Source organism: Alicyclobacillus acidiphilus NBRC 100859, assembly GCF_001544355.1.
GTDB classification, from domain to species: domain Bacteria; phylum Bacillota; class Bacilli; order Alicyclobacillales; family Alicyclobacillaceae; genus Alicyclobacillus; species Alicyclobacillus acidiphilus.
The window spans coordinates 1-14681 of sequence record NZ_BCQI01000074.1; the positions used below are offsets into that span (position 1 = coordinate 1).

A 14681-nucleotide genomic window follows, 5' to 3' on the forward strand; every position below is an offset into this window, starting at 1 on the left:
TCCAATGCATTGCACGGAGCGAAAGATGGTAATTGATGAAGCCATGCGTCAACTGTCGCACGACGAACGCGTAGCGGTTGTATTCGTTCACTTCAATGGGCTCACAGAATCGGAAGCGGCTGAAGCGGCGGGCTGGTGTATAGCGCGGTTTAAATTTGCAGAAAAACGCGGCGGCGTTTTTTCCAATTCTGAAGGTGCTTGATATGGAGTGGCGAGCATGATAGCCTTTCAAAATTTATGGCAGCGCGTTCGTCCTGCCTCTATACGAGCGGAATCATGCTCGCAGAGGCTCCATGTCAAGCACGCCCTCTTGAACGCAAAAGGAAATGTGTTACTGGGAATCCTAACGCCGCGTTTTTCTGCACTTTTGACTTGCGGAAAACAGCTGGACGCTCGGTAAGCTCAAGTATCGACTGAATCGCGCGAGACGGGTGTTGTCGTCATAGGCCAACATGATCAGGACCCTAATCTGCGTGTTGGAAGGGGGATTCAGAGTTGAGTGATTGCATTCAAAAGGCCCTGATGGATGATGCTTCTCGCATTGAGGTGACACCTATGACATGGCAGCAAGTTGTTCGGGGTTATGAATTCGGAAATCGGTCGGGAGCACGAGGGAAGAAGCGGCGTGCGGGGATGTATGGACTGGGCGCAGCGGCCTGCCTGGTCGTAGTGTTTGGAGCGTCTGGAATGGAAATGCGACAACCTTTGCAGCCGAATGGTCGGCCAAAATACGAGATGTCGGATCGGACGTTTGAGTTTGGAACGGGCTCGAATATTACGGGTGGCATTTCATTCGTCGGCTCTGTTCCCGATGAAAAAATTGTCGGCAATGAGGCTGTGTGGGACTTTACGCTTCAAGTCCAGACGCCGCCAAGCAACGTCAAATCCATACTCGTGGAGCCGGTGTGGTTTGCATCGAAGCCGGGACCTGTCCCATCCAGCGGCTCAGGGTTCTTACCACATTTGTCCCAACTGAACGTGACTGTGCCCATCAATTGATACGCAAGTTGTCTTGCGCAGAAGCGTACCACTCCGCCCCTAAACACGCTGGTGACCACAGGGGCGGTGGTTCAGTTTGGAACGAGACCAGAACAGGTTCGGGCATCGGCAATATCCACGAGTCCCCCATGATATAAGCTATTTCTTTGCGAGAACTTATTCCTACTACTTCAAACCCATTGATTTCGGCAAACACCAGTAAAGGTTCTTAAACCGAAAAAATCCAGTTCGCAATGTCGTCAATAACCTGTTGATCTACGTGTTGTGCCACCCGATACTCCCTCTTCGCTTTGCCTATCTGTCCATAAACAGCCGGCATAAACAGGTGATTCAGGTTGGGGTAGAGTTTGAATGTCACATTTGGCTTGTCGCTGAGCAGTTGTTGATAACCACCAAAATCTTTCTCGACGGATATTTGAAAATCCTTATCGCCTTGCAAAATCAGCACGGGTTTGTCCAATGCCTTGAGGTAATCGGCGGCCGGATGTTCGCCCATTTCTTTGAAGTAATACGCTTTGGTATATTTACCTATCAACTTGATCGATTTTGCTTCTTCGTCGCTTAGGTTATAGATGTTGTTGAACTTGGAGGACAATGAGGCGATTTGTTTCTTTGCGATCACCTTCAAAAGACCGTGTACAGAGTTCAGGACATCGTTGTTTTGATCCATCAGAATTTCTTCCAGTTTACGCGGAGAACCACCCATAATGATGATGCCCACGAAATGTCCACCTTCTGCATCGATTCGAGGAGCAAGCATTCCGCCTAAACTGTGACCAATGATAAATACCCTATTCGAATCAATTCTTGAATCAGTGCGTAAGAATTCAGCAGCCAGAATGGCATCCTCGATGATTTCTTCCCTCACGGATAAGCTGCCGTCGCGTTTCATTTGTTTCCCGTGCACAAAGGTCCTTTTGTCGTAACGCAAGACCGCAATCCCTCTTGCGGAAAGACCTTCTGCGAGGTCCCGAAAAGGGTAATTGTTCCCGATCTTCTCGTCCATGTTGCTGGGACCAGATCCGTGAACCAATACAACCGATGGCAACAACCCATTCGCTTCATCGGGAATGGATAACACAGCATTGAGCGGATGGTTGGTTTCAGCACCTATGGCGACTTGTTCTTCGGCCATGACCGTTCCCCCTGTGATACAGTTCTGAAATCAGCATTGAGTATCGACGTCCAAGACTGTTGCATCAATGATTGATAGAATCAAATACGTCAGGGAACACGTTGAAATCCGCAGGGATTAAGTTGTGAATATCTGCGTAAACAGCATCGATTTTATCGTCGGGGATGTCCGATCCGTCGATCACGTTTTTGAATACGAGTTGCCTTATTTTCATCACAATCCGCTTTGCTTGGTTAGAGGTAATTGCAATCACGGTTTTGTTTTCTGGACCGGTTAAATACCTCGTGTTTTGTCCGATCAGGGCGAGAGCCAGATACGACGAGAAACCTGCGTCTTCTCGAATCTGTTCGGCCACTTTTTCGTTATTTACCTGGAATGCCTGAATAGCGAAATTATTTAAGACATCAGCAGTATAGGCCATATTCAAAGAGGCTCTCTGAAAGCCAGGGAAATAACTGCTCGGAGCACCAACTGTTGATAATCTGTCAACCATTTGCGAAGCATCCGAGGCTTCAACTCCATTCAACGAACTTCAACCTTTGTTTTCTTCAATAAATTCGGACAACTCAAGGTGTTCCACGATACAGCACACTCCTTAGCACGGCTGTATATTCGATACAGCTCCATGTTAACCCATCTTGGGCCTAACTGCTACGCGTCAGACGGCGGAAGATGTGAAAGGCATGCGTGCAGAGGCAACAGCCATCTATTGACGAGTTTTCGAGATCAGGTAGAGGAAAAACGGGGCACCAAAGAGCGCCGTAACCGCCCCGACCGGAATTCCGCTTGCCACGTCGCCAAACACAAGACCAGCGAGTTGTGTAACAAAGTCCGCGATCAGCAGCAGGCAGGCGGAGACGAGCATGCTCATGGGAAACGCGCGAAAGGCGTTGTTCCCAACGATCCGTCGGGCAATATGCGGGCCAACGAGCCCGATGAAACCGATAGCGCCAACGACCGAGACGGCGCTCGCGGTAAGGAGGGCAGCCACGCAAAACAACAGCAACCTTGCTCGTTGAACGTGTACGCCTAGGCCAACAGCCACGTCGTCACCCAATTGGACGATGTTGGCAGTTCGTGCGCAAAGGAGGCCGAGCGGTAAGGTCAAGACCGCCCATGGCCACAAGGTTGACCAATCGGACCACACCTTTGCGTTCAATGATCCGATCATCCAAAGCATGACGGTCGGCAGTTTGTCGTTGTTCTGAACGAGAAACAGCGAAGAAGCGGAAGAAAGGACGGCAGAAACGATGATTCCTTTGAGGACTAAGACAAAGGGCCCATCCTTCAGCCGATTCGTGATGCTATAGACGACCACGATGGCGCCGATGCCGCCTGCGAGTGCCACCAGCGGCAGCAGGACGGGGCGAGTTTCCACATTTGGCACAAAAACCAACCAAATCACGAGGCTGAGAATACTTCCGGAAGTCACGCCAGTCAGACTGGGCTCTGCCAGCGGATTCCGCGTCAGCGCCTGAATCATCGCACCTGCGAGGCCCAGCATGCCTCCGGCGACAGGGGCAATGAGACTGCGGGGGAGCCGCAAATTCCAGACGATCCAACGCTGGTATTCCTCGGCTGGGTGGTTGGCGATGGCCCGCACGACATCCCATGGCGAGATATACACGGAGCCAACTCCGACATGGAGCACAAAGATGACGAGGAGGAGAACCAAACAAAAAAACATGGAAAGATACGATTTCCGTGTGGTTTTCAAAGAAAGTCCGGTCATGGAGTACTCCTTCCGAAGCGCTTGCCCAGGATGATCAGCAGCAATGGACCGCCCAACAGGGTTGTCCATACGCCGACCGGAACTTCGACGGGAGAAAAGACAGTCCGTGCCAAGATATCCGATCCCGTCAGCAGAACGGCCCCGAAGAGTGCCGCGACAGGCATGACGCGCGTGGTGTCGTGCGTCTTGAGCAAACGTCGAGCGATATGTGGAGACAGAAGGGATATGTATCCAATCGGCCCGCACGCTGCAACGATAGGAGCGACGAGAGCGATGGCAAGCAGGAAGACCGCGATGCGAAGTCCCGCCGCTTTCAGGCCGAGGCCAATCGCGACATCGTCACCCAATTGAAGAACGTTCAGCTTATTCGACAGCAAATAGGACAGGCCTAACGCAAAAAGCCACGGCAGGACCAACAGGACTTGCTGCCACGTTCGATTTTCCAGGCCTCCAACCAAGTAATTGTAGAATAGGCTGATGGTGTCCTGCTGCCCGAGACTGACGATTGTGGTAATGACGGCATTCAGCAAAGATGACACAGCCACACCAATCAGAATGACACGTGTATGTGATCGATCACCCCAACTCGCCACAACCACCATCGCGCCGCCAAGCGTGCCGCCGAGAAGCGCGAGCCATGGTTGCAAAAGGAAGGGGATCGGCAATCCGAAAATGATGATTGCCGCCATGACCGCGGCCGATCCCGACGAGACACCGAGCAGTTCCGGGCCTGCCAACGCGTTCCGCATGGCGTCCTGCAACATCACTCCGGCCACAGCCAACATGGCGCCGGCAAGCGCGCCAAGCGTGAACCTGGGAATGCGCGATTGCCATACCAGAAGATGATTGACGTTGTCGCCGCGCGTCGTGAGAATGTGCCACATCTGCACTGGCGTAAATGCGGGTGACCCCAGCATGACGGCAGCGATGCCAAGGCACAGCAGGGCAACCAGAGACCCAGCGACGACGATGGCTGTCATGTTTTTTGGATGCCAAGTACCGCTGGCCATTGGAGAACCCCTCTCGGACATCAGGAGGTTTTCTGATGGGGATAGAGCTTCGGCATAGCTTGGTTGAGAATCGTTTCGAGCCCCAGTCCGCCGCGGTCATCGTGCCATATGAGTGGGTTCACTTCGTACACACGGTGATCTTTGACAGCCTTGAGATGTTTCCATAAGGGATTGGAAGCCAATTGCGATGTCAATGACGGGGCGTTGGCGTCACCATCCAATTTGCCAATGGACTCTACGAAAATCACATCTGGATTCACTTTCAGAATTTGATCCAGCGACAGATTCATGCCCTGCGCTCCATGGCCGCCCCAGGGATATTTGCTGATTGCCGCGAGGACCGAAGCCGACGGATCATCGATGGTCGGGACCGAAAAATCGGTTGGGGACGTACCCCAGATAATGAGGGACGTTTGGTTTTTGGGAGACTTGGCCTCCGCTTTTTTCAGCGCGTTGTCGAACTGTTTGACATCCTTTTCGGCTGTGGTCTTATGTCCTGTTAAAATCCCCAGATTGACAAGGTCGTTCATCGATTGCTGATAACCGCCGCTGCGAGAAATCAGGTACATTTCCGTCGCACCCTTGAGCGCCGATTTCAATTCGGCATGGGGGTAGGCATCGCCGATGACCAAATCAGGATGAGCGGCGAGAATGTCTTCAACATTGGGCTGCTCCCACGATCCGCCGATCACCCGCATCTTGTTCGCCGCAGAACCGTAGAACAGTTTGGCGAATGATTGATAGCCATTCAAAATGGCTATATTTTTCGGGCCCACGCCCAAGTCTTTGAGCATCTCAATGGATGAAGGATCGAGACAAACGAAACTTGTCGCCGGCTTTTTCAGAGCAATCGTGGCACCGGTGCCATCTTTCACGGAAACCGCGCCAGTCACAGCCACACTGGCTGCCGCTGGCGGGGTGACAGACTGATTTTCCCGTGAAACGCCGCACCCTCCGAGAAGCATCAGTATCGTGATCGAAGAAGCGCCTATGTAGAAGCGGTTGTGCGTTCGCCCCATGTGCAATCATCTCCCGAACTTCCTATCGTTCACCTACAGGGACGATTGTAAAGCGATGCTACTCCGGTTGTCGCTGGCCCTTTCGGGCTATCTAGCGAGGAAAAATTGAAGAACCTGTGAACCTCCGAGTCGCTGACGGGATCGAGTCGCCCATCGGACCGGGATGCCGCACAAACGGGTTCAAATCGCAGTGCCGTTGGCCGCGGCGGCGTCCGCAAACTTCAGTTTCGCGCGTCGTAACAGCAGACTGTTGGAGACCACGGAGACAGAGCTAAAAGCCATGGCTGCACCGGCAATCATCGGGTTGAATAAGCCAAGCGCCGCCATGGGAACCGCGATGGCGTTGTAGATGAACGCCCAGAACAGGTTGACGCGGATCGTGCGAATCGTCCGTTTTGACAGGTAGATTGCGTCCGTGACACCGCTGCAGCGGGCGTGCATGATTGCGATATCCGCCGCCTCAATCGCGATATCGGCCCCCGTCCCCATCGCAATTCCGATATGCGCCGCAGCGAGTGCGGGGGCGTCGTTGATGCCGTCCCCAACCATCGCCACAACTTGTCCACTTTCTTTCAACTCCATCACTTTCTTTGCCTTGTCCGAAGGCAGAACGCCCGCCAGGACTTGCGAAATCCCGACTTGTTTCGCGATTGCCTCAGCGGTTCGTTGGTTGTCTCCCGTGATGAGCCAAACGTCGATATCCATGTCGCGGAGCTTCTGGATGGTCTTTGCAGCATCGGCTTTGATATCGTCTGCGATCGCGATCGCGCCAAGATAGGTACCGCCCGACGCGACGTGGACGACTGTTTTCGCCTGCAGTTCCAATTTCGCGGCCGTGTTATCGTCCATACCGAAAATGCCGTTTGTCTCCAACAGCTGGATGTTGCCGACGATCACCGAACAACCATGAACGGTTCCCATGATTCCCTTCCCACTGATCACCTGCACGTCCGTGGCAGGCAGCAATCCGACGCGCTGTTGCTCCGCGAAGTCGACGATCGCTCGCCCAATGGGATGTTCACTGTGCGCTTCTAACGACGCCGCGTGCTTGAGCAGCAACTGTTCACGCTGGGGTTCGCTCGGAACCAGATCGGTCACGGTGGGTTTGCCCTGCGTTAGCGTGCCAGTCTTGTCGAAGATCACCGTCTTGACCTTATGGGCGATTTCGAGGTATTCACCGCTCCGAATCAGAATTCCGATCTCGGCGCCGAGGCCGCTGGCAACCATGATCGCCGTTGGGGTGGCCAGACCCAGTGAGCATGGGCAGGCGACGACGAGACAGGAGATGGCGGCGATGAGCGCGTGCGACCACGTTCCCCAGAACCCCCAAAGCACAAAGGCCTCCAACGCGATGGCGAGGACCGTTGGCACCAAAATGAGCGAAAGAAAATCCGCCAAACGCTGAATGGACGCCTTCGTCCCTTGCGCTTCGTCGATGGCGCGAATGATCTGCGCGAGAGCGGTCTCTTCGCTCGTCTTCGTCACGCGAACGAGAAGCACACCCATTTGATTGACCGTTGCCCCGTAGACGGTATCGCCTGCCGTTTTTCGAACAGGCAGTGATTCGCCGGTCAAAAACGATTCGTCGATCATCGAACTCCCATCGATGATCTCTCCATCCGTAGGGACTTTCTCTCCTGAGCGAATGCGAATCACGTCGCCAACGCGCAAATCTTCGACTTGAACGTCCGATTCATTGTCGCCTTGGACCCGATGCGCCACCTTGGCTCCCAATTTCGCGAGTGCCTCAATCGCCGCACCCGATTTTTGCTTCGCCCGAGCTTCCAGGACTTTGCCGAAAAACACGAGCGTCATGATGACTGCGGCGCTTCCGCAGTACGTGTTGTTGTCTGGATGAGCGGAAAACGTCAAAACCACACCGGTTACATACGCAACGCTCGTCCCGATGACGACAAGCACGTCCATCGTCGCTGTCCGATTTCGCAGGGCGTGGTAAGCGCCCCGATAAAAGCGCCAGCCTGTGACAAACTGAATGGGGGTGGCCAAGGCCAGCGCGATCCACGGTGGAATCAAGTTACCGTGGTTTGACAGCCAAGACATCAGGGGCATATTGGCCGATGACGCGGCCGACGGATCGGACATGTTCATACTGACGACCATGTCGATTTCCATGCCTGCCATCATGATGGCCATGACGCCCATGACGACCATTTCAAGCAAGAATGGCAGCGCGACGACAGCGGAGGCGAGGAAGAGGATCCAATCCCGCCGATACGCTTGCCGTTTCTTTTCGCGCGCGATGAGGATATCGGTTTGGGACACGCCCACGGCCTCATAGCCAGCTCGTTCGAGGGTTCGTATACAATCGGTTTGTTTCGCGATGCCAGGAATATATTGAATGATGGCTTTTCCGGAATCGGGATCGATTTTGACCGACTCTACGCCATCCATTCTTGAGAGAACTTGTTCCGCGTGGGTGGCGCCCGCTGTCCCCGAAAGGTTCGCAATCTTCAATTCCATTGTATATTTTGGCACCGAGTAACCGGTCTTTTCGATTCTCTGAACGACCTGTTTCCAGCTCAGATCTGGATTCGTCACGACGAGCGCCTTTTCCGACGCGAGGTTTACGTGGATGTTTCGGACTCCTTCGAGTTTCGAAACAACGCGTTCAATCCTAGCCGCACACGCCGCGCACGTCATCCCTTCCACGGGCAGCGTCAGCACTTTTGTATCTTCCACGGTTGTTGTGCTCCTTCTATCTACTCTAGCCAAGCCTGCAAGTGGCAACTCATCGACAACATACGCTGGATGCCGCAGGCAATCAATAGCTCGTTGTGGCTATTCGCGAATGGCGATGTCGAAGCGGAAACGCTTAAGCCGCAAAGCATTTGTCACGACGAGGACCGAACTGCATGCCATAGCAATACCAGCCAGCATGGGATTGAAAAGTCCGCACGCGGCGCCGGGAATGCCCGTGACGTTGTAGGCGAGCGCCCACATGAAACTTTGCCGAATATTTCGCATCGTTGCACGGGATAGTTGGACCGCGTGCACGACGCTCTCTAAATCGGATCCGACGAGTGCGACGTTTGCTGTCTCGAGGCTGACTGCCGCTCCGGTGCCGAGCGCCATCCCGACGTTCGCGGCGGCGATGGAAGGTGCGTCATTCACACCGTCGCCAACCATGACGACCGATTCGCCCTTGCTTTGAAGGTGACGGACCAGGTCTGCCTTGTCTTTGGGGGACAGATATGCGTAAACATGGCGAATGCCAACCCTGTCCGCAATCGCCTCAGCCGTCTTCTGATTGTCGCCTGTCACAAGCATGACCCGCATTCCGAGGCGATGCAGGTGTCGCACGACGTCCGCAGATGACGCCTTGATGTCGTCGTGAAAGACAAACAGGCCAACCAACGTTTTGTCAATCGCGACGCCAATTACTGTATGGCCGCGTTCTTCCAAGCGGGCATGCCAATCGAACGATGGTGCGGTTCGAACGCCCTGACGCTGCAAGAATCGGAACGATCCAATGGAGACAGGAAAAGATTGCACCATCGCGGTGATACCCAAGCCCGCAAACGACTGAAAATCCCGCGCGGCATAGAGTTGCTGTCCGGAGCATGCGTTCAACAGGACCTTCGCGATTGGATGTTCAGACGGAAATTCCGCGCTTGCCGCCAGTCGTAGCAATTCGGTCTTGGAACGCACGTATGGATTTGGGAAAACGAGAATGTCCTTGATCACAGGGGTTCCGGACGTGATGGTCCCGGTTTTGTCCAATAGACACACTGTCGCCCGACCAAGCGATTCCAGGGCTTCTCCGTCCTTAAACAGGATGCCGAGTTCGGCGGCCCTCCCAGTAGCGACCAGAATCGCGGTCGGAGTGGCGAGACCAAGGGGGCATGGACATGCCGTGACGAGAACGGCTGTGGCGTTCATGAGCGCAGTGTGGGCCGAACCGGTACTTCCGGGTACGAGGCCGAAGTACCATACGACGAATGTGACCAGGGCCACGCCAAGCACGGCCGGAACGAAATAGGCGCAGATGGTGTCCGCCAAGCGCTGCACCGGAGGTTTGGAGATCTGCGCATCCTGTATGAGTTGAACGACTCGACCAAGCGCCGTATCCATGCCTACTCGATCAATGCGCACCTGCAATGCTCCATCATGGTTCAAGGTGCCGCCAAACACGGTATCGCCGGGAGATTTGGCCTTGGGCAGGAATTCGCCAGTGAACATCGATTCGTCTACACTTGACTCGCCGTGAAGGATCACACCATCGGCGGGGATGCGTTCGCCAGGTCGAACGGCCACGATATCTCCTATCGACAATTGGTCTGCAGGAACATCGTCCACGTGTCCATCTTTCCACCGATGCGCTGGGGCCTGATTGAAAGAAGCGAGCTTCTTCAGCGATTCGAACGTGCGTGATTTCGCCCGAAGTTCCAGCGCCTTGCCTAGGCGCACGAAGGTGATGATCACAGCGCTTGTCTCAAAGTAGACGTGCGAATTTCCACAGGCCAACATATACACGCCCATGAGATAGGCAGATGTGGTTCCCAATGCCACGAGAACGTCCATATTCGCGGTCTTGTCTCTCAGCGCCCGATATGCGCCAGCATAAAAACTCCATCCAGCAATGAACTGTATTTGACTCGCTAAGACCAGTTGAATCCACGAATGCTGCAACGCGCTTGGAACCACATTCCAGCCAATCATTTGCAGCATGGATAACATGAAGGGAAGACAGAGCACGGCGGAAAAGAAGAACAGTTCCATTTGCGCGCGGAAATCTTCCGAGTGGAGAAAATGGATACTTTGCACAGCCTGTCGTGCGGAATATCCCATTTTTTCGATCCGTTGCGAGAGGGCAGACAGTTGAACCACATTGGGATCGTACACAATCGTTGCGCGTTCCAACGCGAGATTGACGGACACATCGATGACGCCGTCATGGCGTTTTACCACTTTTTCAATCCGTGTCGCACACGCGGCGCAATGCATTCCACCGACCTGGAGGGTATCCACCTTTTTCGTCATACGTACACCTCCATGACCGATGAAGACGGGGAATGGATGTCCATACGTAGTTTATGACAAGGTGATAATGCCTTATGATAGGTTGGAAAGAAGCGCCATCCACTTGATGATCGTCTCTTGCAAAAACTTGACGACCTGCGGCTCACACGGTTTGGCCCCGTACAGGATGCCTTCCGCGGCCTCGACCCACTGCCAGTACTCCGATTCCGCGATGCCCAATTTGGCCGCTAGCGGCCACGCATCACGGGAAGTTATCGCGCCATGGCTGTCAAATTGACGAGACAGACGCCGGATAAAGAGCGATTGAGAGAAATACAACGCTCGCATTGGCTGCTTTGTCCATAGACGGTGAAGCCAAACGCGTTCCAGCGGCCGGCGCAGTACAAGCCATGCTCCGCCCAAAAACAACACGCTGGCGACTGTAGCGACGGCTGTCAGAAGAACGGCGCGCAACAATGACGAATGCGCGTCGCGCGATGACCACGCATGGCCTGCCCGGTGTCCGGGCGACGGTTTCGTGGGGGGCGTCACCGCGGCTGCGAGTGGCGTCGCCGAATTCGGTGTCGGATCGAACGGAATCCAGCCGTAGGATGGGAAGTACACTTCCACCCATGCATGTGCATCGTCGCTGCGGAAGATATATTCGTTTTCGGGTCCAGCATAGCTGGTGTCTTTGGTGCCATGGGCGTAGCCAGTCACCCAGCGCGTCGGTATTCCCTGTGTTCTAAGAAGAACCGCAAGCGCGCTGGCGAAATTGTCGCAGTAGCCGCGATGCGTCTGGAAAAGAAATTGCGCCACGTAGTCCTGATTGCCGCGGGGGAACGGGATATTGGTCGTTTGATACACTTCGTTCGAATCCAGGTACCGGATGATCGATTCGACGATGGTATATTCGTTGGCATTCGTCGTGCTTCCGACAATCTGGTTGGCCAGTGTTCTCACGCGCTTCGGAAGCGTTTTTGGCAACTGCAAATCCACTGTTTTCACACTTTCAGGAATTCGATTCGCTGTTGCGGAAAACGGAGAGGACAGCTTTGAAAGAATTCTGTAGGGATCGACGAGATCAGATGTCTCGATGACATATGATTCGCCAGCGCGAAGTTGCGGCGCCCGCAAATTGTCCTGCAACATGTCGACAGAGAAAACTCCCTTGCGCAGTCCAGGCAGACGTATGACTTTGGACACGGCGTATCCGCCGAATAGATCCGATGTGTTCACACTGTTGTTCAATACGTGAATCGTCTGTCGAAAGGTGCTCATTGGCAACTTGTGAAACGCGGCCGTGTCCATTCCGCGAATATCTTTGCCGACCGTCTGCTGCACGGTTTCATCGCGCGAAGGATTGGCCGACACCCATCCGTGGCCGGTATATGTCGACAGCGTTTCGCCGCGCAGATATGTTGGGATGGGACTGACGACCGCCAGCACAGGCTCGTTGTCGGCAAGAAGCGAGCCGCCGAGTTTGCTGTCATCGAGTTGGTAATCGATGCGCTTCTGTCCGAACACTTGATTCGCGGCTCCAGCATGGCGCTGTGTTGATCTATGGGGCCAGATGGATGCGGGCTTAGGCATGCTGGACGCGAAACACAGCGACACTAGCATCAATGCAACCAAAGGGGCAAAACTTCTCACGCGAACACTGGCGACAGCGGTTGAACGGCGCATGCGAGCGTACTGCTCCACGCCGAGAACCAACAGAAACACGGTGAGCATAACGCCTAGAGACATGTTTGGGTGGACGGACTTGTCCGAACGCGAGTCTGCCAACACGTATACGCCCAGCCCATTGTAAAATGCCCAGAGCATCGGGAGTCGGCTCGCATACACAACCAATGAGACGACTAGGGCAACGAGCCAAACGAACAGGAACCATTGCAATAGGTTGTTGGGCGGATGGCCGCGCAAGAGCGCGATGGTGTGTTTGAACAGGGAAAGCGCAGACGGCCGCTGGATGGTGGCCAGTCGAATGTGCAGATGTTGTGAATGCCGATCGTCGATCGCGGCGAAGGACATCGAAACGACTGCCACGGTCACCAAGCGCACCCACAACAGCTTCACGCAAGTGCAGACGGCAATGACAGCCACCGGAATGATCATCGAACGCGCGGGAATATCCAGTCCCAGTTTTGAGCAGATGACTGGCACAAGCACGAATACCCACAATCCCGACAAGAGGCTGCGAACGCCTCGTTCCATCCAATCAAATTGATGATTGCGGCGCACGAGCAATCCTCCCTTGGCCCAACCTCGAAAGTTGCTCCAGATCCTGAATCCAGTGCACCGCGACACCGGTGCCAAGGAGCGTGTCTACAATGGACTGAACTTCGGACTGAACTTCGTCCGACTGGGTGTCATCGGCGAAGCTCGATGTCTTTCGCAGCACAAACAGGTGCACGTTACCTATCCCTTGTAATCGCCTCAGCGGTCGACGCATGGGCTCGTCCAACCTAGGAGTCACCACGACATACGTCTGCGCATTCGCGATTGGCCCAAGCTGATCCAGCACTGCAGGGAAATCAGCCTTCGCGGATGGTTGCAAACCTGCCAGTACCTCCATCGACGCATTCAACGAGCGGTATCGCCGCGGGATCGATCCAGTCCGTGATGAAGAATCGGCGACGAGCAGTTCGAACGGGTGACCCAGCTTGGCGGTGTGGCGAAGCAGGGATGCGGTGACGGACATGGCCGTTTCGAACACCAAAGGATTGGCGGAGCCGTACGACGTGATGGACAGATCTGGAATGAACGCGAGTTTTGGTTCTTCGTACTGTTCAAATTCCTTCGACACCCAAACGCCGCGTTTGGCAGAACTTGGCCAATGGATGCGGTTGAGTCGGTCCCCTTCCCGATACTCCCGAACGCCCATCGTATCGCTGGATTCCTCCATCTTTTTGACGGGCCGGCGGACATCGCGCCTGGTTCCATCGTGCTGGTTGTTCCATCCTTGCACGGGGGCGATTCTCGGGTAGACGACCATCTTCTCGTTCCGAAATCTTTGCGAATAGGTCCTTTTGACGCGAAACAAGCCGAGCAAATCACCGAACTCCACTGCGATCTCACCGACGGAATAAACTCCTCGGGGAAGATGGTCCACGATGTAATCCAAGCGAACAATCCGTTTCCATAAAAGAATGCGAGTTTGGTGTCCCGGATTGTCCTCGTTGTTTTCGAGCGTCGGAGACGGCTCATGGATGGTTAGCCAAACCACGGTGAAACTGGTTTGGAGCTGAACCACGATGTGGACATGTACCGCTTCGTCCGCCGTGAGACGCAGAGGAGTCACGGTTTTTTCGATGTTTGTGACAAACCCAACGGAGAGAAAGAAGTAGATTTCGTAGATGGCGCAGATTAGGCAAAAGTAAACATACATCTCAAGTCTTTTAAGTTCCGATTGAAAAGTGGAGCGTAGGTGGTAGAATGGCGATATAGAACGTATGTTTGGGGTGATCGCCATGACACTTCTTGAGTTTCAGGAACGGTTCTCCACGATTCGTGCCTGCGAGGAGCGTTTGTTTGAGCTACGTTGGCCAGATGGCTTTGTTTGCCCGAAGTGCGGCAGCAAGGAGTATTGCGAAGTTGTAAGCTCCTCACGGAAAGAGGCTGAAGAACGAATGCCCTTATTCCAGTGCAAAAACTGCTCTCGGCAAACTTCCGTCACGGCGGGCACCATCTTTCATAAGACGAAAACCGATTTGCGCAAGTGGTTTCTTGCGGTGTACCTGATGGCCAATGACAAGCGAGGCGTTGCTGCGACAACCATTCAACGGAATATTGGAGTGTCGTAT

General features: G+C 54.2%; 12 protein-coding genes. 3 read left to right on the top strand and 9 right to left on the bottom strand.

What is annotated here, in order from left to right; all coding sequences use genetic code 11:
* Positions 1–202 (top strand): RNA polymerase sigma factor (locus AAC01S_RS16270; protein ID WP_217997852.1); only part of this gene is annotated, 202 nt, incomplete at its 5' end.
* Positions 203–495: 293 nt separating this feature from the next.
* Positions 496–999 carry a hypothetical protein gene (locus tag AAC01S_RS16275; RefSeq protein WP_067624880.1) on the top strand — a complete coding sequence of 168 codons (504 nt, stop codon included), beginning with the start codon at positions 496–498 and terminating at the stop codon, positions 997–999.
* A 208-nt stretch (positions 1000–1207) separates the two neighbouring features.
* On the opposite strand, the gene AAC01S_RS16280 is transcribed toward AAC01S_RS16275, so the two are convergent.
* From AAC01S_RS16280 to AAC01S_RS16320, 9 genes are all read right to left on the bottom strand, one after another.
* Complete coding sequence (locus AAC01S_RS16280; RefSeq protein WP_067624883.1) at positions 1208–2134, bottom strand: alpha/beta hydrolase; 927 nt, start codon at positions 2132–2134, stop codon at positions 1208–1210.
* Between the two features lie 64 nt (positions 2135–2198).
* Complete coding sequence (locus tag AAC01S_RS16285) at positions 2199–2660, bottom strand: hypothetical protein (RefSeq protein ID WP_157071244.1); 462 nt, start codon at positions 2658–2660, stop codon at positions 2199–2201.
* A 180-nt stretch (positions 2661–2840) separates the two neighbouring features.
* Positions 2841–3866, bottom strand: a complete 1026-nt coding sequence (locus tag AAC01S_RS16290; RefSeq protein ID WP_067624889.1) for a FecCD family ABC transporter permease — start codon at positions 3864–3866, stop codon at positions 2841–2843.
* Positions 3863–4876 carry a FecCD family ABC transporter permease gene (locus AAC01S_RS16295; RefSeq protein ID WP_169794078.1) on the bottom strand — a complete coding sequence of 338 codons (1014 nt, stop codon included), beginning with the start codon at positions 4874–4876 and terminating at the stop codon, positions 3863–3865. Before AAC01S_RS16295 ends, AAC01S_RS16290 begins: the two co-directional genes overlap by 4 nt.
* 20 nt (positions 4877–4896) lie before the next feature.
* On the bottom strand, positions 4897–5895 hold the full coding sequence (locus tag AAC01S_RS16300; RefSeq protein WP_067624892.1) for an ABC transporter substrate-binding protein: 999 nt from the start codon (positions 5893–5895) through the stop codon (positions 4897–4899).
* A 180-nt stretch (positions 5896–6075) separates the two neighbouring features.
* Complete coding sequence (locus tag AAC01S_RS16305; protein ID WP_067624894.1) at positions 6076–8595, bottom strand: heavy metal translocating P-type ATPase; 2520 nt, start codon at positions 8593–8595, stop codon at positions 6076–6078.
* 99 nt (positions 8596–8694) lie between these two features.
* Positions 8695–10896: a heavy metal translocating P-type ATPase gene (locus tag AAC01S_RS16310; RefSeq protein WP_067624896.1), complete on the bottom strand. Its 2202-nt coding sequence runs from the start codon at positions 10894–10896 to the stop codon at positions 8695–8697.
* Positions 10897–10968: 72 nt separating this feature from the next.
* A complete protein-coding gene (locus tag AAC01S_RS16315) occupies positions 10969–13119 on the bottom strand; it encodes a transglutaminase-like domain-containing protein (RefSeq protein WP_067624899.1) in 2151 nt (716 codons plus the stop codon).
* Positions 13097–14266, bottom strand: coding sequence for a DUF58 domain-containing protein (locus tag AAC01S_RS16320; protein ID WP_067624902.1), 1170 nt, complete (start codon positions 14264–14266; stop codon positions 13097–13099). The genes AAC01S_RS16315 and AAC01S_RS16320 overlap by 23 nt, the downstream gene beginning before the upstream one ends.
* A 64-nt stretch (positions 14267–14330) precedes the next feature.
* Between AAC01S_RS16320 and AAC01S_RS16325 the strand changes: the two genes are divergently transcribed.
* Positions 14331–14681 (top strand): transposase (locus tag AAC01S_RS16325; protein ID WP_169794079.1); only part of this gene is annotated, 351 nt, incomplete at its 3' end.